Source organism: Clostridium sp. SM-530-WT-3G (assembly GCF_012843905.1).
GTDB lineage: Bacteria > Bacillota > Clostridia > Clostridiales > Clostridiaceae > Clostridium.
The window spans coordinates 11,439-35,314 of sequence record NZ_JABAGC010000024.1 but is presented as its reverse complement, the minus strand read 5'-3'; the positions used below and the strand labels follow the sequence as shown (position 1 = coordinate 35,314).

The following is a 23,876-nucleotide window of genomic DNA, read 5'->3' as shown; positions in this document are numbered from 1 at the left end:
TCAATAAAAAAGCCACCCATAAAATGAGTGGCTTTTTCTATATTAATTTTTACTTTTAACTTATATTATTAAATATGGTTTGCAACTTCGAATGCATCCCAGATTGCATACATTATGTTAGATACTTTTCTAGCATCTCCAAGTAAATGAATGTTTGGAACTTCAAATTCAAGTTCTTTATAAAGACTGTTTTCTTCCTTATATCCAACTGCTAAAATTACTGAATCACATGGAAGTTCTTCTATTCCATTTGCAGTTTCCATTATAAGTTTTCCATTTTCATATTTCTTAACTTTTGAATTTGCCTTAACTTCTATATTGTTAAATGGAATTAATCTTTCAAGCATATCCTTATTAGCTGAGCATAAAGGTCCATTTACAGCAAGAATCTTATCTAATGCTTCAACTATAGTTACTTTCTTACCTTTCTTAGCAAGGTCAAGTGCTAGTTCACATCCAACTAAGCCTCCACCTACAACTACAGTATTATCTCCACAGTCTTTTTTACCAGTTAATACATCTGCTGCTGTAAATACTTTTTCATCATCACCAAGTGAGAATACCTTTGGAGTAGAACCTGTAGCTATGATAACTACATCATAATTACCGCCTAATACTTGTTCCTTAGTAACTTCAGAATTTAAGTTAACTTCAACATTTAATTCTTTTAAAGTACGTGCATACCAGTCAGCTAATGCTATATCATCTTCCTTAAAGTCAGGAGCTCCACCTGGAATTAAGTTTCCACCTAATCTATCGCTCTTTTCAAAAAGAACTGGTTCATGTCCTCTAATAGCAAGAACTCTAGCAGCTTCACATCCAGCTACTCCACCACCTACTATTAATACTCTCTTCTTAATAAAAATAGGATTATAAGCATTTATTCTTTCTTTACATGCTTGAGGATTTACAGCACAGTTTAACATTGAGTAATGTTGAACTCTTCCCATACATCCTTCTTGGCATGATATACATGGTCTTATTGAATCAACTTTATTAGCTCTTAATTTATTTACATAGTCAGGATCAGCTAATAATGGTCTTCCAAGACTTATCATATCGCAAGTTCCATCTTCAATAGCTTCAAGAGCCATATCTGGATTATCCATTCTTCCTGCACATATGATTGGAACATCTACAGTTTCCTTCATTAATTTTGCAAAAGGTCTATAAAGTCCTTTTTCTTGGTACATTGGTGGGTGACTCCACCACCATGAGTCATATGATCCAGCATCTACATCTAAAGCATCATATCCATATTCAACTAATAATTTAGCTGCTTCAATACCTTCATCTAAATCTCTTCCCTTTTCTACGAATTCTTCTCCAGGAAGTGCTCCATCTCTAAAATCTTTAATAAAGCTCTTTGGTGAATATCTTAAAACAACTGGGAAATCTTCTCCACAAGTTTTCTTAATTTCTTCAACTATTTCTTTTGCAAATCTTAATCTATTTTCTAAGCTTCCACCATATTCATCAGTTCTATGGTTAAATAATGAAATAGCAAATTGATCTATAAGGTAACCTTCATGTACTGCATGAATTTGAACTCCATCAAAGCCTGCTCTTTTTGCATTAGCAGCTGCTTCACCAAATTTTTTAACTATTGATTTTATTTCTTCTACAGTTAATGCTCTACATGTTTTATCAAGCCATCTGTGTTGTATTGCTGATGGAGCCACTGGTGGATATTCTCCAACATTTGTAGGAATGGTAACTCTACCAAATCCACCTGACATTTGTAAAAACACCTTTGCATTATAAGCATGTATTCTTTCAGTCATTTCTCTTGATGTTCTTACAAAGTGCACCGGATTATGTGTTGGACATGGAGTACTTGGCATACTATGTTCTTCAACTTCATTATCAACAAAAGTAACACCTGTAATTATAAGACCAGTACCACCTTTTGCTCTTTCTGTATAGTAATCAATTCCTCTTTGATTAAATCCACCTTCAGCATCTGCTAAACCTAATGGTCCCATTGGTGCTAAAGCAAATCTGTTTTTTATTTCACAATTACCAATCTTAATTGGCTCAAATAATTTTTTATACTTATTCATAGTTAATCCCCCTTAAACGTTAACAAGTATTTAATCTAGTTAAAAAACCTAAATACCGCCTTGCCGAGATTGATTTTATTCCGTTTTTTATAACATGTCAATATTGATATGTTTCTATTTAGAGGATTTTTTTTAGGAAAATTGGATATTTTTTTAACAATCTTTAGTTTTACAATTATATTCCGTCTTTGTTTTTATAAATTTTATAATTTTATTATATATATTTTTTATATTTATTATTTTTTTTAAAATCAATCTACTAATTTCGACAATTATATTTGCAAAAACAGGCCCTAATCCTGTTATTATACAGGACTAAGACCTATTATATATATATTAAAATAATACTAATAAGTTTTTTCTAATTTCTGCTTTACATCTACTTCAAACTTTTTAAAATCCGAATTCAAAAATTCAAACTTAACTGGATAAACCTTTAAAAGATTTAGATTTACAGGAAGTTTATTTATATTTTCAAATTTCAATTTCTTTACTTCAAGCAATTCTTTATACTCATCACTACCAATTGAAATAAGCTCAGCTTTTCCAGTTATCTGAAGGCCTTTTAAGTTTACCATTCCACTGTAGTCATCATATATACAGATTGAAACATTTGGATTCTGTAAAATTCCCTTAAACTTTAATCCACCTTCAGTAAAGAAATAAAAACATCCGTTAACATATGAGTACTCAATAGGAGTTGACCTTATAAATTCACATACTCCAGATGTAAGTGTACATGTATTTTTGCTAGATATATAATCATCTATTGCTTTCTGAAGCTCATATTCATCTAGCTTTTTATTATGTTTTTCTAATAACTCTTTTATTATACATGCTTCTTCGCATACTTCTTCCACCTTGAATTTTCCCATATCCATAAATTTTATATTATGCTCTCCAAGGAATTTTTCCAATACTCCTCTATCCTCTTCCGTAAGCTTGTTTATTCTCAATTCGCCTTCAATAAACTTTGTAAAATCAGCTTTTCTTCCAATTGCATCTTCTATTAATTTTCCATAATTATTTATATCATTTTCCATGAGACCTACTCCCACTAATCCTAAAGACTTTCCATTTAATGATTTATTTAAATCCTTAAGATACTTCATTGTCTTTTGTCCAGTGATATAGCCATGAAATGCAAATACTGAAATAACATTATCATACATACTGATATTCTCTGGTGCATCATCAATACTATAAACTTTTGCATTTCCAATAATAAGTGCTAAAATTTCTGCCGTCCTCTTTGATGTCCCATAATATGTTTCATAAGTAATAATATTATTCTTCATAGTAATCACCTCATAAATAAATATTGAACATCTTTACTTTTTATTCTTAATTATTGTAATAACTTCTGTTTATGTTAAATTATTGTGATTTTTTATATGTCCTATTTACATAAACTATACTCCCTTTTACCATATCTAATCAACTGCTAATTCACTTAATTTTAATTCTTTAAGGAATGGTAAAGTACATGGAATGGTGATAAGGCATACAAGCATATCTGATATAGGTTGTGCTATCTCTATACCTTTTAATCCAAATATATTAGACATTAAAAATATTACTGGAATAAAGCATACTCCACTTCTAAGAGCAGCTAAGAGTGTTGCTATTTTGCTTTTACCTATACTTTGGAACATCATATTACTACATACTGCTATAGGACAAAAAATCATACCTATAAGCTGTGCTCTTAATGCAACTGTTCCTATTTTAATAACATCTGAATCATCACGGAATATTTGAATTATGTTTCCACTATCCATCATAGCTATTCCTGTTATAACTGCTATAATACATGTACTAGATGCGAATGAAAATATAAATGCTTTTCTTACACGCAAATATTTTCTTGCCCCATAGTTAAAAGCAGCAACTGGCTGAAGCCCCTGGGCCATACCAAGACAAATAGAAAATATAACACTACAAACTCTTGATACTATACTCATTGCAGCTACTGCAGCATCTCCATAAAATCCTGAGAATTGATTAAGCATAGTAGTTGAAATACAGCTTAATGACTGTCTTGTAAAGCTTGGAAAACCAGTTTTAAGTATTAAAATAACATCATTAAAATCTTTAGTAACTTTTGTAAACTTAAATTTGCTTGTTGTTTCTCCTCTTAAAAACATACAATATAATATTATTGAACTTATATACTGAGATATTGCAGTAGAAAGTCCAGCACCTGTCATACCCATATTAAATCCAAATATTAATATAGGATCTCCAATAACATTAAGAATTGCTCCACTAGTAAGCCCAATCATAGCAAGAGAAGCTTTTCCTTCATATCTTAGAATATTATTCATTACACATCCAGAAACCATTGCTGGTGCTGAAATTAAAATATAAAAGCCATATATCCTTGAATAAGGAAGGATAGTTTCCGTACTCCCTAAAAATCTCATTAAAGGATTTATAAATATAATACCTATTATTCCTATTGCTGCCCCTCCCAATATAGCTAAGAAGAAGCTTGTTGAAGCAAATTTTATTGCATTATTGCTATCTTTCTCTCCTAATTTACGACTTATTATACTTCCTGAACCATGGCCTAGCATAAACCCTAATGCCTGAAAAATTGCCATAATTGAAAATACTATTCCTATTGCTCCACTAGCACTAGTCCCCAGCTTACTTACAAAATAAGAATCAGCCATGTTATATAAATTAGTAACCAGCATACTTATTATAGTTGGAACTGAAAGCGCTCCTATAAGCTTTGGCAGGGGTGTTTCCGTCATTAGTTCATATTGTGGTACTTTTGCTCTTTTCGTTAATATCACGTTTTCCATCTCCCGTCTTTTTTACAACAAAAAAGCACATAGTTTTAACAACGCTACCAACATTATTAAAACTATACGCATTATAGTCCCACTAATTATATTCCTATTTTTTATTATTTTCAATTTATTTTACTTATACTTTACCTTTTGTTAATATTACTTTTCATCCAATTATAAATTTATTTTCCTAATACAACTAAATTATCAATTTTATAAAATTTATTCTTTGTTAAATTTTTGAATTTTTTTAAGATTCTTTATCTAACTTTTCAGTTAATCTATTAAGTTCATCTATAGCTGCAACAAGCTCTATTTCATATTCTTCAAATCCATCTCCTTCATCTTCTGCAATCTGTTCTTCATAAAATCTTATTTTAGCTTTTAATTTTTCAATTCTATCTATATAATCATTACTCATATGTCTTTTCTCCTTTGTCTGCTTCACACATTACTTTTACATAAATCTATATTAAAGTCTTATATTTAATACATTTTTATATAAAATTTTAAACGACAATAATTATTATTTAATTACTTTTATTATAACATTATTCAATTAAATTGTAAACAATTATTTCAGTTAGCAAGTAACAATGAACAGTTAACAGTTTATATTATTAAGATTTTACCCAAATAAAATTATCCTCCCTACTAACTGGTAACTGTAAACTGTTAACTACTAACTAAAAAGATTGTCTTTACATATGACCTCTGCCAACACTTTAGTCCCATTAATTATTATAAATACTCCATTGCCAGGATGGGTAGATGAGCCTATAAAGTATAAACCATCAATAATTTTTTCTTTTATAGGTGGTCTAAATACAAGGCTTTGATTTAATTTATGGCTCAATCCAAATGCACTTCCCTCATATGCATTAAATATATTTTCTAAATCCTCAGGTACAAGGTAATCCTCATACTCTATATATTCTTCTATATTTTCAAGTCCTTTAATTTTCTTAATTTCATTAATAGTCTTATTTCTTAATTCACTTATATTTTCTTCATTCCACTTTATATCTTTATAAAATAAATTAGGAACTCTCACCATTATATTCATAACAGATTTTCCTTTACTGCATAATGTATCATCAACTGCACTTGGATAATAAATATAGGCAGATGGACACTCTGGAATTTCTCCTTCAAATGCCTGTTCTATAGATTTTTTTAGTTCACTGCTTATATAAATATTATGTACATTAAGGTCATTAAACTTTTTTGAAAGCCCTAAATATATAATAAATACAGAACATGAAGATCCCTTTATTTTAACTATCTTTTCTCTTTCTAACTGCTGTTCTATATTTTCATGAAATAAATTTCTTACTGCATATGGATAATCTGCATTACATACCACTATATCACTTGTATATATTAAGTCTTCTGTTTTAACTGCTGTAACTCTATTATGTTTTACTATTATCTGTTGTGCTTCAGTATTTGTTTTAATCTTTCCACCCATTTCGTGAATAAGCTTTACAAGGGCTAAAATATACTTATAAACTCCACCCTTAATATATGAAACACCGTAGTTGTGAGTAACTGCAGGTATCATAGTATATATATTGGAACTTTCATAAGGATTCACTCCTATATACATTGTTAAAAATAAAAGATAATCCTTGAATTTCTGATTTTTTATGATTTTAGATATATATCTGTCTGAAGTTTTAATAGGTCTTATTTTATTTAATGATTTTAAAACGTCCTTATTTAAAAGTTCCCTGAAATTAATCATTGGCCTACATAAAAGCTTTCTCTGTGCTATAAGATATTTTCTAAGCGACTTATTTTGAAATTCTTTGTACTGTTCAAAAAGGTTTGAATTAAAATGATTTCTATATTTCTTAACTTTATTATTAGCCAAATTAATTTTAAAGCTTTCACTTTCATTCTCTAGCTTATCAAGCTCATGCTTCATCTTATCTAAATCTTCATATGCATAAAACTGAACTCCATCATAATAATTAACATTGTAAATAGGATCTAATTTTATAAATTCGAAATAGTTTCTATAATCTCTTCCTGCATAATCAAAGACTTCACTATATGTATATGGTGTCATAAGTATACTGGCAGTAAGATCAAATCTAAATCCCTGTGCTTCTTTTACATTAACCTTTCCACCAATAGTACTTTCCTTTTCAAGGATTGTTACATTAAAACCTTGCTTTAAAAGCCTGACTGCAGTACATAATCCCCCTATTCCGCTTCCAATAATAACTACATTCTTCATTCTTATCAGTCCCTATAAAATTATATTTTTAGTTTTCTCTTAAAATACAATAAATCCTGATTTCTAAATACCGACAATTATCTAAAAATAATAAATCCTGCAATCCCTGAAAGTATTGCTAATGTTATAGGATTCATCTTAAATCTAAAGCTTAATATAAATGCTACAATAAATATAAGTACACTTTGAACATTTGCAAAAACATCATCTTTAAGCATTATGGCTGCTGCCGCTATAAGTCCTATTGCACAAAGTCTTATGTATTTTAATATTCCACCTACATACTTATTATTTCCATGTTTATCTAAAAATAAAGATAATATGTATACTATAATTATAGATGGTAGTGCAACTCCTAATGTAGCTGCTGTGGAACCTAAAATTCCTGCTGTTTTGTAACCTACATAAGTTGCAGTATTTATAGCAAGTGGTCCTGGTGTAACCTGACTTATTCCAATTATATTGGCAAATCCCTCTGAAGTAAGCCAGTGATTTGTCTCTACTACTTCACGACTAATAAGCGGAAGCATAGCATATCCTCCACCAAAACTAAATAATCCTATTTTAAAGAATGTTAAAAATAATCTTATTAACATTTTGCTTCTCCTAACATAATCATATTCTGTATATTTCTTAAAATCTGTATTTATAAAATACTTCTCTTATAATTACACATTTTAAGTTCTGGTAAATCATAATACTAATTTGTCATATTAATGATTAATTTTTATCTTTATGAATCATAATATCAACTATACCTATTGCTATAGCTCCTAAAACAATAAGGATAGGTGTAACATTAAACCCTGCAACAAGAACTGCTGCTAATACAGGTATTATAAAATTTTTCTTATTTATTTTGGCTGTTTTACTTAGATTTATTACTGGAACTGCTATAAGTGCAACAACAGCTGGTCTTATCCCCTTAAATACTCTCTGAACTATAGAGTTATTTTCTATATTTAGGAATATTGATGCTACTAATATTATTATAATAAATGATGGTAATATAGCTCCTAAAGATGCTACTATAAGACCTTTTACCCCTTGTACCTTTTTCCCAACAAATGCACTTATATTTACAGCAATAGGTCCTGGTGCTGACTGTGAAAGTGCAACCATATCAAGAAATTCATCTTCTTTTATCCACTTCTTATCTTCTACAATTTCCTTTTGTATAATCGGAATCATTGCAAATCCTCCACCTAAAGTGAAAGCTCCTATCTTGAAAAAAGAAACAAATAATTCTAGTAAAATTTTCATAAGATTCCTCCAATTCTAAAGCTATCTGTAAGCATATATAAAATTTATATGCTACACAGCTATTTTAATTTATATTGTGTAATCAAATCAATTCTTACAGTATTTAACCATAATACAGTTTCTATAAATTACTCTTAATATGTGTGCAAATCAATATGAATTATTCTAATTTTTTAAAGAATGTTCTTATATTAAAGAAAAAAAATAATAGTATAACATTGGTTAAACTAATACCTTAGATACAAAAGACAAAGCTCTGCTCATCTTTTAGAGTTTTGCCTTTTAATTTATATATAAACTTTTTCAACTAAATCTGATACATGATTTTTCTTTATTTACTACTGAACTAAAAAATCCATGCTTACAGAACAAAATTTACACTCTCTTAAACCTTAATTATCCATATATAATTTTATTATCAAACATTATTATTTCATCATTCCTATAGCCATTCCTATGAAATACGGAACAAGCCATATTCCCCAAACTATTATACTGAATTTATGGAATTCTCTCTTCTTAGTTTCATCATTCTTCTTTAATACATATGTAGCCCATAAAGCGTGAAAAATCATAAGTATGATTGCAAGTAATCCAGTAATTTGGTGTATTGTCACTGCACTTACATCTACAACTACTGAGTTTTTAGCTATAAGACTCATTAAAAATGTTCCTGTTGAATCGCATATGAGTCCTAAATAAAAAAATACTAAACAAGTTAAATTCAATTCTTTTGCTTTTCTTTCTCCAAATACTCCAATAGTGTAAAATACCAATGCCAATGTTATAGTCACTATTGCAAAAATCAACTTCATATTCATCTTTTGTTCGTCCTCCTTAATTACATCTTCAAATTAGAATTATTTTTGTTATTTACTTTGTTTAAATAACCAGTCTCTTACCGCTGATAATTGATAAGCATAAACTAATTATATCAAATTATTTTTAAAACATTGTGATTGAATTTTTAAATTTTTCTAATAAAAATACAAGATATATTTAAAAAAGAAAATTAAGTATGAATTTTTTATAATATATAATGAACTACTTATCATAACACTAGAAAAACTCTTTACATTTCTGCATTTCTTCACAAAAAACTCCTTATAATAATTCAGCATTTTTTAAATAAATTCCTCAGAAATAAATTGAGCATTAAAATTATTATGCTAATTCACCTGAACCAATCATATCTTTATTTTTCTTATTTTCTTCTTTCTCCGCTTTGATAACAGCTTGGAATTCCTTAACATCCTTAGCTACTACACCACTTAATGCAAGTAATGATACTAAGTTTGGAATTGCCATAAGACCATTCATAACATCTGAGAAATTCCATACAATTTCTAATGTTGTAGTTGCACCAATATATGAAACTAATGAGAATACAATACGATAAATAATACAGTATTTTGGCTTTTTAACTAAATATTCAAATGCTTTTTCACCATGATATTCCCATCCTATAATTGTTGAAAATGCAAATAGTGCTATACCTAAACTTACTAAAAATCCACCAAACTTACCCAAAACACTTGAAAATGCTAATATTGTAAGTGCTGATCCCGTAACGAGTTCACCTGTTAATGGATCTACTGTTCCTAAAACTCCTGAACCTGCAATTGCAAGACCTGTAATAGTACAAACAACTATTGTATCAAAGAAAGTACCTGTCATATTAATATATCCTTGACGAACTGGATTATCTGTTGTTGCTGCAGCTGCTGTAATTGCTGCTGAACCAAGACCTGCTTCGTTTGAAAATACACCTCTTGCAACACCCCATCTTAAAGACTGCATCATACTTACCATAATAGTACCGCCAACACCACCTGCAACTGCCTTAATATTAAATGCCATTGAGAATATTGCAGCTACTCCACTTGGTATATTACTTATATTACCTAAAATTACTATTAATCCAGCTATAACATAAAATACAGCCATAGCAGGTACAACTACTTGTGAAACCTTTGAAATATTTTTAATACCACCAACAATTATTAATAACGCTAAAGCTGTAATTACTAAACCTGTTACCCAAGTTGGAATACTGAAAGTCTGAGTTAATGCAGATGAAATTGAGTTAGCTTGAGTTAAGTTACCAATACCAAATGAAGCTAACACTGTAAACAATGCAAATAAGAATCCCATAAAGCTTCCAAATGCTTTATTTTTAAAAGCATGTTTCATAGTGTACATTGGTCCACCAGACATTTCACCATTTTCATTTACTTCACGATACTTGATAGCAAGCATACATTCTGCAAATTTAGAAGTAAGCCCAAATGCCGCTGAAATCCACATCCATACAAGTGCTCCAGGTCCACCAAGAACCATAGCTGTTGCAACACCAACTATATTACCAGTACCAATTGTTGCAGCTAAGGCTGTCATAAGTGCTGAAAATGGTGAAATATCACCGCTTCCTCTTTTCTTAGTTCTTGCCTCCTTACTCAAAACACTCTTCAAAGCATAACCCAAGTTCCTCCAAGTGAGAAATCTTAATCTCACTGTTAAAAAAATACCTGTTCCAACCAAAAGGACTAGCATTACAGGCCCCCATACAAAATCATCAATGGCTGATAAAATACTTGAAAATAGTTCCATTATTATTCCCCCTTTTAATTTATAATTACTGAATTTCTAATAATCATCTCGAAACTTTAATTCTAATTCTACTAATCTACTATCTTTGGCATTACATATTCACAATTAAAAATACTAATAAAAAAATCCATAATTACAGAACATAGTTTAGACACCATTGTCCTGTAATCACGGATTTCTTTTTTCCAGTTATTTACTTTTTATTAATTATTATTATATCATATTCAAATTATTTTTCAATTAGAATTAAAATTATTTTTATAAGATTTATAAGTTCTATTTACTTTGTTCAAATAACCAGTCTCTTATTGATGATAATCTATAAGCATAGTCATCTGCCACATCATTATTTCCCATTTCTGAATCACCAGGTTCCATTACACTTCCTTTTTGGAAACGGATCATATTTGCATTTGTTCCTTGCGCAATCATATCTTGCACATCTTTATTTTGTGCTTCTAAAGATTCTTTAGCACTCCATGTTTCATAAGTATAACCTATTCCCTCATCATCAAACATATTCATTACTTCTTCCTGGCCACCAGATGCCTTTGTATCACCTTCAGCTGTAACATAGAAGAACTTATCATTTTCAAGTGCCTTTAATACAGAAACGTCCCAATCACTTGAAACAAAGAAATAAGCTGCAAATAAATCTGAGCATTTACTACTTAAATACATTGAAGTCATACATCCCATACCTTGCCCTGTAGAATAAATACGATTGTTATCAATACTATATTGTTGCTTTAATTCATTAATCAATTTAACTGCTGCACCCATTTGATTAGATGCACTCCAATTATCATTAACAGGTCTCTCACTAAATGCTGGTACTAATACAAAAGATTCATGCTTTGATTGATCTTCATCTGTCACCCATATATTAGCCCCATAATACTGTTGAACAAGTTCTTCTGCAGTTTTTCCAATGCTTGTTTCATCTGGAATAAACATAAGAAGTGGATATGTCTTGCTTGCATCATAATCCTTTGGTACATATAAGTCATATTCAAGGGTAGCTCCTGTATCAGGATCTTTAAAGCTAAGTTGTTGGAATTTGCTAGAATTTTCACTTATTACATTTTGAAATTCTGAATTGTCTTGTGTACTAAGTGATGCAGTACTATTATTTTCACTTTGACTGCTGCTTGAAGCTGTAGAATTGTTACTTTTTGTTGTTGCTATTGAGCATCCATTTAACCCCATACACACTACTATACCTAATGCCATTAATAATTGTATCTTTTTCATAAAAATATCCTCCCAAAAATGATATTCTGTTAATCTAAAATTGGCAGGAATTTTAAAGCTATTTTTTTATAACAGAACCTTCATCTTTTGTTTTTATATAGGCTTTTTCTTTTTATTATAGCTAAAATTTTTTAAATTATTTTGACTAAATTTTTAATAAATTTTTAATGAAAAAACTGTTTATCTATATTCTTCTACTAATTTTTTAAATACAGGGATAGATTTTCTTATGGTTTCTGTGTTTATACAGTATGAAGCTCTAAAGTAACCTGGACATCCAAAATCACTTCCTGGCACTAATAGCAAATCATACTTTTTAGCTTTTTCACAGAATGCTTTTTCATCTTCTTCAAGGGCTTTAGGAAACAAATAAAATGCTCCATCTGGCTTTACACATTCAAACCCTGCTTCAATTAATCCATTGTATAATAAATCTCTATTTAGTTTATACGCTTCAACATTTGAAGGTACATCTGCACACCTTGCAACAACCTTTTGAAATAATGCTGGAGCATTTACATGGGTAAGAACTCTTGCTGCACCTGCAATACTTGCAAATATAACATTATAATCTGGAAGTTCGTCTGGAATTACAATATATCCTATTCTTTCACCTGGAAAAGAAAGAGATTTACTATATGAATAACATACCAATGTATTGTCATAATACTTTGTAATATATGGCACATTTACATCATCATACGCAATTTCTCTATAAGGCTCATCAGATATTATAAATATAGGATGTCCGTATTCTTTTTCCTTATCTCTTAATATATCTGCTAATTTTTTTATTGTATCTTCATTATAAACAGCACCACTTGGATTATTAGGTGAATTTACTATTACTGCTTTAGTATTTTTATTCAAAATCTTTTCAAATTCCTCAAAATTAATTTGAAATTTTTCTGTATCTGCTGGAACAACCTTTAGCTGTGCTCCTGTTGATTCAACAAAGCATTTATATTCTGGGAAGAATGGTGCAAATGCAATAAATTCATCATCCTTTTCACTTAATGCTTTAAAACAGATAGTTATTGAAGCCGCTGCACCTGCTGTAAAGAATATATTTTTGCCTTCAAAGTTTGTCCCAAATCTTCTATTTATACTTTCAGCTATAAGCTTTCTACATTCAGGATTTCCAGGGGCTACTGTGTATCCATGAATATCACAAGGATCTTCATTTTGCAAAATATCAATCATAGTTTTAGTTACAATTTCAGGTGTAGGAACATTCGGATTTCCTAAACTAAAATCATAAACATTTTCTGCCCCTACAACTTTTGCTCTTTCAATTCCATATTCGAAAATAGTTCTTATGGTAGATTTTTTACTTCCTAGTTCATACATTTCTTTTGATATCATACTTAACACTCCTTAATTTTTATGCTAATTTATCAAATCCCCAAACGATATGTAAAACCGTTTAAAATTATAGTTATATAATAACATATTCATTTTATTTTATCCTTATTTTTAACATTTCTAAATAATATCTATTTTAAAAAAACTCTCATTAAATTTTTTCTAATAATACTATTAATCTCTTAAAAATAAAATATATCTTTTTCAATTACATAAATGCAATCGTTAATTTTTTTATAATACATAATTTATACATTTTACGACACATAATTTCCATCTTTATGATTTTTATTTAATTTTATTTATTGTTATAATAATACTTCAAAAAGATGTTCGATTTAAATATTAAACTAAATATTCCTTTCTATTGGAATAATATATGCACATCAAATCGTTTTTTACATATCATCTAGTATAAATATATGTAACTTATAAAAATACATTTCAGAGGAGAGTTGTTACTAATGAACCATCTTAAAAATAATGTTAATTATAAATCATCTATAAAGAATACATTATCTAAAAAACATGTATTAATAGCAATATCAATAGTGATTTTATTAACTATAACTGCATGCTTAACACTTACCATTCTAGTAAAAAAAGATATAAAAGTTAATAAGAATTCTACAGCAAAGATAACTACCCAAAACACTGACTTAGGAGAAAATTCAAAATCTATAAGTACTACAGATACAAAATCTAATGACAAAGAAGTACTTTCAAAAATGACAAAAAAAGATATTACTTTAAAGCCAGTATATTTATTTAATAAGAAATTACCATTTTACAGACAAGTTAATATTAAGGAATCTTCAATTTTAAGCTTTATGAGTACACTTGAGGTTTTCTATTCAATAAGTATTTTATTAATATTTGCTATTATTATAGTCACATTAATTGTTGCACTTTTATATAAACCAGCAACAAAATTATTTGCATATCTAAATATTAAAAAAGTATTTAGAAAAAATAACACACAAAATACTCTTAATAAAAAGGCACTCTAAATTCAGATGATAAAATAATAAAACTGTTTCCAGAAATGATTTATATTTTTCTGAAAACAGTTTTTTATTATTCTGCAATATTAATTATTTTTTAGCCACATAATAGCTGAATATGCAAGCATAGCTGAACCAGTAACCAATATATCTTCATTAAATGCTACTTTTGGATTATGCATTGCTTCACCATATAAAGAATTTTCTTGCTTAGTACCAGCACCTAACATAAGATATACGCTTGGTACTTCATATGAATAAGATGCAAAATCTTCTGATCCCATTCCACCTCCTTCAAATAATACTACTGATTTTTCGCCTAATAAGTCCTTTATGTATGATGTAACTTCTTTTGCTAAATCATCATTATTAGTTAGTGGAGGTACTGATGATAATTCTATTAGTTCAGCTTCCCCTCTAAACATCTTAGCAGTAGATTCTACTATATCCTTCATTCTATTAAATATAAATTCTCCAGTTTCTTTATCTAGACTTCTAATAGTACCTTCCATTACAACTTCTTCAGGTATTATATTAGGTACATCTCCTCCAGAAAATTTACCTATTGTTAATACAGCAGGTTGAGTAGCACATATTTCTCTAGAAGTTATCTCTTGTAAAGCTAAGTATATATGTGCTGCTATATTTATTGGATCTACTCCTAGCTCTGGCATAGCTCCATGACATCCAGTTCCTTTTACAACTATTCTAAATCTATTGCATCCAGCTATACTTGTCCCTAATCCACATAATACAAGATTTGAAGGTGTTCCAGAATGAACATGCATTGCCATAGCTACATCTACATCAGGATTTTTAAGCACTCCTGCTTCTATCATTTTTTTAGCACCTGTAAATCCCTCTTCATCAGGTTGAAATACTAACTTTACTGTTCCTTGTATTTGATCTTGATTTTCTCTTAATAGTTTAGCTGCACCTAAAAGCATAGCTGTATGCATATCATGACCACACGCATGCATACAACCATTTTTTGACTTAAAATCAAATTCAGTTTCTTCATCTACTGGTAGTGCATCCATATCTGCTCTTAATAAAAATGTTTTTCCTGGTTTGCTTCCTTCGATTGTTGCAACTATACCACTTTCACATATTTCCTTTGGCTCATATCCAAATTCTTTTAACTTCTCTATTACGTAAGATTTAGTTTTTGGTAATACTCCACCTACTTCAGGATTACTATGGATAGTCCTCCTAATAGTTATTAAATCTTGTTCTATTTCTCTAGCTTGACTCATAATTTTATTCATAAAAATCCCTCACTTATACTTTAATAAATTTTTTGAAATATTATGTAACTCCTTAAAATAACCTTATTTTATCATATTAAAACCATTTTATTCAACATGATGCAAAGCAGCCATTTGATAGGTTTCATAACTTATCTATAGTATAATGAATAAACTTTTAATATATAAACTTTTATTACGCATTTTTAATTATTAATCTATATGAAATTTTTTAATATGATTTATATTTATTTTTAGTAATTCAGTTTTGTTGAATTTTTTAATGTACTAAAAAAAGTAGCCTCTAAAATCAGACACTACTTAAACTTAACCTAATTCTTCTATATATAATTTGCTATTGTCTATTTTAAAACAATGTACATTCTATCTGCTTTGCTAGGTCTATAGAATTTATATCCCAAACTCTTGTAGGCATGTCCCTAATTTCGCATTGAAAACCAGACTCTTTTATAAATTGTTCAAATTCATAATCAAGCCATGGTGCAGTCCATGCTCCTGACCTACATATATGCATAGCTTTAACCTTTGTATTTTCCCCTATACTATCAATATCCTTGTATCTGATATCGAAATTATGATTTATTTCATCAAAGTCTTCTGGACTTTCATTACTATAAGGACTTAAAATAATACTTCCCTTATTTACAATATGCTCTTTAAAAAGTTTTCCAAGCCAGTTAGCACAATTGAGTTCAAAATTTAATGAATCCATTCCTCCATAACCAAGATCAGTATGAGCATCTATATTATAAACCTCATCACAATCAAATTCTTTCGCAACATAATAGGCTTCTTTATGGGAGTCAGATATTATAAGTTTTGTTGTCATAAAATTAAACTTTTTATTAATCTTGTCCCAAAACCCCTTTAAGCAATCTGCTGTTTTCATTATCTTTGTTATATCTCTTCCTGAATACTTATTTTCCAAATATATCTTATACCAGTGATTTTCTATATTACTTTTATTCTCCATGTAAGATGTGTTCATCATATGTATGTATGGCATGAAATAATCCCAGTCAATTGTAAGTAATATACTCATATATAGCCCCCCAATTTATTCAGTTAGCAGTTAAAAGTTAACTGTTAACTAATTTTTCTCGCTCCATTCTTTCCACTTTTGTTCATCTACGCCTACAATTGCTTCTTTTCCATTTCTAACAACAGGTGTTTTCATTACACTTTGATTTTTAAATAAAAGTTCTTCTTTTACTTCTGCACTTCTAACCTTATCAAAGTTTAACTTCTTGTAATCCTTAGCTTTTTCATTTATAAGGTTATTTACCCCTACAGCCTTTGCTACACTTGTAAATTCACCCTTACTCATTGCTTTTTCCTTTAAATCAATAAATTGATATTGTATTTTTCTCTCCTTAAAAAATCTTTCTGCTTTCTTCGTATCAAAACACTTTTTTGTTCCAAAAATCTGTATCATAAAATCCTCCTTAGTTCAACTGAAAATACTACAATTCTTAATTAGTAAAATCAGCATGTTTTAGACATATAATATTCAAAATATTTAACCTTACCTTCATTGTAACTTATAAGTTTTTATTTTCCAAATTATTATATTATTATACGATAGTTTAAATGATTACGGGCACAAAAAAGTGAATTAAACAATCATTACCGTTTAATTCACAATTTAAAAATAAAAAATACTATTTAACTTGTAGGAATTCTTCATATGTTTCTATCTTATCCTCTCTATGATTTTTCTTTAGCCACTTGTTGTACTTGAGTATATTCCTCTCTACAGTTTTTAATTTAAGTTTCCTATTTCCCTTTTTCTTAAAATCTGCATACATATTGATTTTCATTATATTTCCCATAATCATTACCTCCCTTTTGATATATAATACATCCCTTTCAACTTTTTTAGGTATATTTTCTCTATTATTAATATTAATTTAAGATAAAAATTTTATATTTCTCACTTCTTTCTTCTAAATATAAAGCATAGTCCAATAATGATTTTTTATTCTGTTATTATAAGGTTTAATTATTATTTAATGCTAATTTAAGATTACATACTCTTACAAATCTTTGGATAAAATATTTTTAAGGAAATTTAATGTTTTAAAGGTGTGATAATTATGATTAAACGATTATTTATATCTCTTTTATGTATAAGTCTTCCAGTTGCAGATATCGTAAATACCACATCTGCATATACATATAAACAATATGCTGCAAAATTAAATAGAAACATAATAAGGGATACTTTAAATTTAACTTCTTTTGATAATAATTATTCAAATACATCCGATTCTATAGTAGCTTTTAATACTAAAAGTATCACTATGAATTATGACTCAACTGAGCAAGATTATGATACTCAGATGAAACAAGATTTACTAGTATTAATGATTGCTTATCCTGAGTACATAACTGGCATTGAAAAAGATAATTCTGGAAATGTTTATATTGTCATGAAGTCTGGAAAAAAATTTATTTATGATGATAAAAAAGATAAATCTCCTGAAAATAAAATAGATAATCCTGACCTTCAAGATATTTTAGAAGATAGATATCCATTAGATAAAGATAATAAAGTCCCCCCTAAATCATTTGATCCTGGACGTTGCAGAAATTATGAATTTTTAAATGAAGTCTATGGTGGTTCAAAAGCTGCAATTGAAAAAAATCTTGTAAGTCTTAAATATGGATACCCCTCATGTCAGTTTAATAGCCATAATAATGCAAATGTATGCTTAGAAGCTGCTCTTAAGGAAATTATACCTCTTACAAAAACTCATGGTGCTATAAGCAATCTTTTGTATCCTGGATGTGGAACATATAACTATAGAGTTATTGCCGGTACTGGAAAATTAAGTCCACACTCATATGGCATTGCATTAGATCTTAATACAGATAAACGCGATTACTGGAAATGGGGTTCTGAAGCTGCTGCTGAATCAAGGCTTAAGGAATACCCTGATGAACTTGTAACTGCATTTGAAAATAATAACTTCATATGGGGTGGTAAATGGGGACATTTTGATATAATGCACTTTGAATATAGACCTGAAATAATCTTAAAAGCTAAATACTTTAGCAATTGGAATAAAGATAACAATTGGTATAGTGGAGTCCCTGAAGATGATGAAAAAATTAAGGAATATATAAATACCATTGAAAATTCAATATAAAACTTACTTTTAAAATAATATATTTACACAATAAGGACTATGCTTACAAAATTTAATTCACTCAAGAAAGAAGTTGTATATTATGAATATATATGCTCCATACAGGAAGAAACTGTTGCGGTTTATATCTATTTTTCTTCTATCTATAAGTCTTAGTACATTCTTCGTAAATAAGAATAATGTAATGGCTGAATCTTCTGATGAAATCTGTGAGGATGATGTTAAAAATTGTGTCAAAAATCTATTTCAGATAAGAAATAAAGCTATTCTTACAAAAGATTTAGATTCTATTGAGAATCTTTATGATACTGACAATAAGTTTGGCCAATGGGCTTATGAATATGAAGAAAAAAAGATACAATACATAAATAATTGGGCTGAAAAACAAGGTGTACAATTTATAGATATAATTCCTAACATAATAATAAGAAAAATTACACCTTCCAAAGATAAAGACAGATATTCTTTTTATGTATTATGTAATACTCAATATAAATACATATATCCTGATGAACCTGATAAAATAAATAGTTCAAGGATAGGTACATATCATTCATTAACCTTAAAAAATGTAGATAATGAATGGATTGTTTCAAAGGAATGGTATACTGATCCCTTTGCTGATTCTCTTAACTTAGAAAATATAAAAGTAGATTCAATAAAAGAATATATAAAAACACAACCCCCAAGAGATTTTTCTAATTTAAATGAACGCAGAGTAAACGCAACAAAATATGCAAAAATGTACTGTGGTGCTGCTACCGAACCAGAATACGGATATAAATATAATAAAAACTATAGAAATTTCAACTGTGAAGGTGGAGACTGTGCAAACTTTGCTTCTCAAATACTTCATGAAGGCGGTAAATTCAAAGAAACATCAAAATGGGTTTATGATAAAGGAAGTGCTTCAGGTCCGTGGATAAATGCTGACAAATTCACATACTATATGCTAAACAGTGGAAGGGCTTCTGTAATAGCAAAAGGAAGCTATGAAAAAGTATATAAAGCTTCATATAAACTTCTTCCTGGAGATTTTGTAGCATATGAAAAAAAGGGTGATATAACACATATTTCTGTAGTAAGTGGCGCTGATTCAAAAGGATATTCTCTCGTTACATGCCACAATACTGATAGAAATGATGTTCCTTGGGATTTAGGCTGGAGCGATAAGAAAATAAAATTCTGGCTTATTCATGTAAATTACTAATAATAAGTCTTATGATTATTTATCCTAAAATTCATACTATCAACATTCATATAAAACTTGTAATACATAAAAAATAATGTTTAAAATTTTAAATATAGTAGATAATAAATATTGAAACTCTACATTAAAACAATTATTCACAACATGCCATAAAAAACCTGTAGTTTAGATTTATAATTAAACCAAAACTACAGGTCTTTTAAAACAATTTTTAAAATTAATTTTATTCATAATAACATATAACAGGTATACCCGCTTCTATATTATTAAATATTTTTTCTGCAAGTGCATATGGCGCATTTACACATCCATGAGAACCATTTGTAAGATAAATTTGTCCTCCAAACTTATCTCTCCAGATAGCATCATGAACACCTATATTTCCATTAAACGGCATCCAATATGTTACCTTAGATTCATAATCTTCACCTTTTAATGTTGCATTCTTCTCTTTATATGTAATTCTATATGTTCCTACTGGTGTAGAGTGATTAAGTGCTTTATTACCTGTTACAACATCACCATCAGCAACTAAAGCTCCATCTTTGTAATACCATAAATGTTGTTGTGTCATATCAATCTCTACATATGTATTTCCTACATCATCTATATCTCTAGATATAGCAGTTTGAGAATATTCTGGTTGTCTTTCTTCAACCTTTCCTTCTTTTATATCATTTATTAATTCTTTTACTTCTTTTGACTTGTCTATAATCCATCCATAATTTCCACCACTTACAGTAATCTGCTTTCCTGAAGTTGTAGTGAAGTTACGATTTCCACCAAATGTATTATATTTTCTAGCTAGACCTTCAACATATGAATATACCTTTTTCTCATTAAAAATTACATTCATATCATCATCTACATCAAGCCATTGACTTATTGTAGAACCATCTAAGACTTCATTTCTATCTCCAAAATCATATGTTATCTTAGCTTTTACATATCCATTAAGTTCATCTTTTGCAGCTGCTGTTTTTTCAGAATTTGCAGTATACTCCGGTTTTACATAAGAATCATCTAAATCTAATGTTTCTTGTCCTTCCATTATCGCATTAGCTACATTTTGGCGTAATGCATCAATATCTATTTTATTTCCCTTAACTTCATCTACAATTTCAAATCCATTGCTTCCATATTTAAAGCTTGCATTTTGTGGATTTTCAACTTTTTTATTTTTCACAACTGATAAATTATCAATTTGTTCATTTAGAAGAGTGTCATTAAATGATACTATTCCATTTAATTCAATATTCTCTTTTTTGAATAAAGATACTATCCATAGTAATGGATTCTGCTGTTTCTTCAGCTCTTCAAGTTGTCCTTTAGGATCATAAGATAAATCAATATCACTTCCTTTTATCTCATCGCTCATATTATTTCTACCTTCAAGTTTAATAGAATAATTATTCATCTGAGCTTCTAATGCTTCATTTGCTTCATTAACACTTTTTCCTGAAACATTCACGCAATTTATTGTAGTTCCAAAGTAAAAGTGATTAATAAAATAAGCTGATATTCCCAAATAAATGGCAGCTAACAGACAAAGGGATGCTACTATTCCTTTTTTTAATAGATCGTTTTTACTCTTATTCCTCTTGCTTCGTTTTTCCACAAACTATCCCTCCCTCATGTTATACAATTTCACAGTAAAAACTTGTCCTTTATAGGCAAATAACCCAAAACAAGCTATCAATTACTGTATTATTACATTTTTAGCAAAAATTATACCAAAAATAGTATAAAATATATTTAATAATTACAAATACTAATATAACATATTAAAATAATTTTTTATATATCATTTAATATAAAATAATAATGTATTTCACAAAATATACAAATAGTGTATATTCATTTGCATATTAAACAAACGAAATATACACTATTTATCTTTCCCAAGATTATTAAATTATCTACAGCTTTCAATTATATATATTATTTTGTTATCATCTACATTTCCTTTTGTATACAATGAATAATATTTATTTTCATATTTCCAGTCTGCATATTTTTCTTTTCCATCTTCGCTGATTTTAATAACAGCATTACCTTCTGATGTTTTAATATTTTCTACACTACTGAAATTTTTATTATTATCAGCAATTTCTTTAGATGATATTATAAGCTCTCCATCTCCGTATTCCTTATCTTTATATACTACCTTTATTGAATCATTAGAATCTATTAATGTCTCTTTTATTTCACAATCATTTTTTAATGCTTTGGGAATCTTAAAATCATTTTCTATATCTTCATCTTCAAATGATTCGTCAACTATTCTTTTTGAAGATGAAATATTATTTTTATTATCCATTTCCGAAACTGTATCTTTAGCTATATCATTCTGTAAATATTCTTTCCCATGATTATTTTCTGATATAACTGAAGGTTCGTTCTTATTGGAAGTATCCTCTTTATAAGCATTATTTTCTTCATAACTATCATTTACTATTTTATTTTGAGTATTATCAGACTCAATCTGATTATTATTCTGATTGTCTGTACTATTTACCTCTTTATTTACTGTGTTCCTAACACTTTTTTCAGTACTAGATATCTGATTGCTTTTATTAGTTTTTATTCTATTAGATTCCTGTTTATTTTCTCGCGCAATATTATTTGAAGAAGCCTCTTCACTCTTAGTTTCTGGTTCATAATCTAAAGAAATAGAATTATTGACAGAACTATTATTATTTATATCATTATTACTAGTATTGTATTTATCTGTGTTTTCTAAAATATTGTTATTATCATTAACCTCTGAATCATTGTTTACTACCGTTTCATTACTAGAATCCATATTTTTATTATTAATATTAAAAAGCTCAGGAAACTTAATTTTTAATCCTACACATACAATAAGAGCACAACATGCAGCCCCAACTCCAGCAAACCTTCTCTGGCCTCTGCCATGTCTTTTATTTATATCAATAATATTATTATTTATTTCCTCTTCACTTACCTGTGATACTTTTTCAAGTATTTTTTTCTTTAGTTTATCATCCATAGTAATCTTATTCATGGATTCGATATATTTCTTACTCAAAATCATACTCCTCCTTTAAGATATCTTTTAGGATATTCCTTCCCCTATGTAATAATGATCGCACTGTAGATTCCTTTTTTCCAACAATCTCAGCTATCTGCGCTGTTGAATAATCTTCATAATAAAACAAATGTATAACCTCCCTATATTTAAGTGGGAGCTTCATAACCGTATCAAGTACATCATTATTTTTATATTTATCGTAATAGGGCATCTCAACTAATTCGTCTCTCTTTTTAAACCAAGAGGACTTTAATTTATTCTTGCACAGATTTCTCGTTACTGTTATAAGCCATGATTTTTTATGTTCATTGCTCTCAAATTTATCAATATTTTTCATAAGTTGAACAAATACATCCTGTACTATATCTTCAGCATCATGGATATTTTTCATATAAGAATATGCTAATCTCAGAATCATATCTCCATAACAGTCTAAATCTTTCTCGATTATTTCATGCGTACGTAACGAAATATCATTCAATGAAGATATCCTCCCTTCTATATAAAATACAATTAGCAATAATTAAATGTTGCAAAATAAAAAATAAATTATATGTATAGCTGAACTATAACACATAATTTATTC

21 protein-coding genes are annotated in these 23,876 nt (G+C 28.7%); 3 read left to right on the top strand and 18 right to left on the bottom strand.

Annotated elements, in window-relative coordinates:
• Positions 1-68: 68 nt before the first annotated feature.
• The 11 genes from HF850_RS09750 to HF850_RS09700 form a co-directional block, all read right to left on the bottom strand.
• Positions 69-2,063, bottom strand: coding sequence for an FAD-dependent oxidoreductase (locus tag HF850_RS09750; protein ID WP_169105249.1), 1,995 nt, complete (start codon positions 2,061-2,063; stop codon positions 69-71).
• Positions 2,064-2,410: 347 nt separating this feature from the next.
• Positions 2,411-3,361, bottom strand: coding sequence for a flavodoxin domain-containing protein (locus HF850_RS09745; protein ID WP_169105248.1), 951 nt, complete (start codon positions 3,359-3,361; stop codon positions 2,411-2,413).
• Positions 3,362-3,496: 135 nt separating this feature from the next.
• On the bottom strand, positions 3,497-4,867 hold the full coding sequence (locus HF850_RS09740) for an MATE family efflux transporter (RefSeq protein ID WP_347564425.1): 1,371 nt from the start codon (positions 4,865-4,867) through the stop codon (positions 3,497-3,499).
• A 247-nt stretch (positions 4,868-5,114) separates the two neighbouring features.
• Positions 5,115-5,285, bottom strand: a complete 171-nt coding sequence (locus tag HF850_RS09735) for a hypothetical protein (protein WP_169105223.1) — start codon at positions 5,283-5,285, stop codon at positions 5,115-5,117.
• Positions 5,286-5,546: 261 nt separating this feature from the next.
• Positions 5,547-7,109: a phytoene desaturase family protein gene (gene crtI / locus HF850_RS09730; protein ID WP_169105246.1), complete on the bottom strand. Its 1,563-nt coding sequence runs from the start codon at positions 7,107-7,109 to the stop codon at positions 5,547-5,549.
• Between the two features lie 77 nt (positions 7,110-7,186).
• On the bottom strand, positions 7,187-7,705 hold the full coding sequence (locus HF850_RS09725) for a chromate transporter (protein ID WP_169105245.1): 519 nt from the start codon (positions 7,703-7,705) through the stop codon (positions 7,187-7,189).
• Between the two features lie 124 nt (positions 7,706-7,829).
• Positions 7,830-8,372 carry a chromate transporter gene (locus HF850_RS09720; RefSeq protein WP_169105244.1) on the bottom strand — a complete coding sequence of 181 codons (543 nt, stop codon included), beginning with the start codon at positions 8,370-8,372 and terminating at the stop codon, positions 7,830-7,832.
• Between the two features lie 428 nt (positions 8,373-8,800).
• On the bottom strand, positions 8,801-9,193 hold the full coding sequence (locus HF850_RS09715) for an HsmA family protein (protein ID WP_169105243.1): 393 nt from the start codon (positions 9,191-9,193) through the stop codon (positions 8,801-8,803).
• 343 nt (positions 9,194-9,536) lie between these two features.
• Positions 9,537-10,982, bottom strand: coding sequence for a sodium:alanine symporter family protein (locus HF850_RS09710; protein ID WP_169105242.1), 1,446 nt, complete (start codon positions 10,980-10,982; stop codon positions 9,537-9,539).
• A gap of 276 nt (positions 10,983-11,258) precedes the next feature.
• Positions 11,259-12,236, bottom strand: a complete 978-nt coding sequence (locus HF850_RS09705; protein WP_169105241.1) for a pyrroline-5-carboxylate reductase — start codon at positions 12,234-12,236, stop codon at positions 11,259-11,261.
• Between the two features lie 180 nt (positions 12,237-12,416).
• Positions 12,417-13,601 (bottom strand): pyridoxal phosphate-dependent aminotransferase, encoded by a 1,185-nt coding sequence (locus HF850_RS09700; protein WP_169105240.1) that lies wholly within the window; start codon positions 13,599-13,601, stop codon positions 12,417-12,419.
• A gap of 464 nt (positions 13,602-14,065) precedes the next feature.
• On the opposite strand from HF850_RS09700, the gene HF850_RS09695 reads away from it, so the two are divergent.
• Entirely contained in the window at positions 14,066-14,611 is a 546-nt protein-coding gene (locus HF850_RS09695) for a hypothetical protein (protein ID WP_169105239.1), read from the top strand.
• A gap of 80 nt (positions 14,612-14,691) precedes the next feature.
• Here HF850_RS09695 and HF850_RS09690 read toward each other — a convergent pair whose 3' ends face one another.
• From HF850_RS09690 to HF850_RS09675, 4 genes are all read right to left on the bottom strand, one after another.
• A complete protein-coding gene (locus tag HF850_RS09690; RefSeq protein WP_169105238.1) occupies positions 14,692-15,873 on the bottom strand; it encodes a M20 family metallopeptidase in 1,182 nt (393 codons plus the stop codon).
• A 346-nt stretch (positions 15,874-16,219) separates the two neighbouring features.
• Entirely contained in the window at positions 16,220-16,915 is a 696-nt protein-coding gene (locus tag HF850_RS09685; RefSeq protein WP_169105237.1) for an arginase, read from the bottom strand.
• Positions 16,916-16,963: 48 nt separating this feature from the next.
• The gene (locus tag HF850_RS09680; protein ID WP_169105236.1) at positions 16,964-17,308 is read right to left on the bottom strand and encodes an arsenate reductase family protein; all 345 of its coding nucleotides are present in this window, start codon (positions 17,306-17,308) and stop codon (positions 16,964-16,966) included.
• Between the two features lie 226 nt (positions 17,309-17,534).
• Complete coding sequence (locus tag HF850_RS09675) at positions 17,535-17,705, bottom strand: hypothetical protein (RefSeq protein WP_169105235.1); 171 nt, start codon at positions 17,703-17,705, stop codon at positions 17,535-17,537.
• 471 nt (positions 17,706-18,176) lie between these two features.
• Here HF850_RS09675 and HF850_RS09670 point away from each other — a divergent pair, with 471 nt between their 5' ends.
• Together HF850_RS09670 and HF850_RS09665 are read left to right on the top strand one after the other, a co-directional pair.
• Positions 18,177-19,025 carry a M15 family metallopeptidase gene (locus HF850_RS09670; RefSeq protein WP_243159460.1) on the top strand — a complete coding sequence of 283 codons (849 nt, stop codon included), beginning with the start codon at positions 18,177-18,179 and terminating at the stop codon, positions 19,023-19,025.
• An 82-nt stretch (positions 19,026-19,107) separates the two neighbouring features.
• On the top strand, positions 19,108-20,235 hold the full coding sequence (locus HF850_RS09665) for an amidase domain-containing protein (RefSeq protein ID WP_169105234.1): 1,128 nt from the start codon (positions 19,108-19,110) through the stop codon (positions 20,233-20,235).
• 223 nt (positions 20,236-20,458) lie between these two features.
• On the opposite strand, the gene HF850_RS09660 is transcribed toward HF850_RS09665, so the two are convergent.
• The 3 genes from HF850_RS09660 to HF850_RS09650 all read right to left on the bottom strand — a co-directional run bounded on the left by HF850_RS09660 (position 20,459) and on the right by HF850_RS09650 (position 23,771).
• Entirely contained in the window at positions 20,459-21,853 is a 1,395-nt protein-coding gene (locus HF850_RS09660) for a peptidoglycan binding domain-containing protein (protein WP_169105233.1), read from the bottom strand.
• A gap of 297 nt (positions 21,854-22,150) precedes the next feature.
• Entirely contained in the window at positions 22,151-23,287 is a 1,137-nt protein-coding gene (locus HF850_RS09655) for a hypothetical protein (RefSeq protein ID WP_169105232.1), read from the bottom strand.
• Entirely contained in the window at positions 23,280-23,771 is a 492-nt protein-coding gene (locus HF850_RS09650) for a sigma-70 family RNA polymerase sigma factor (protein WP_169105231.1), read from the bottom strand. Before HF850_RS09650 ends, HF850_RS09655 begins: the two co-directional genes overlap by 8 nt.
• Between the last annotated feature and the right edge of the window lie 105 nt (positions 23,772-23,876).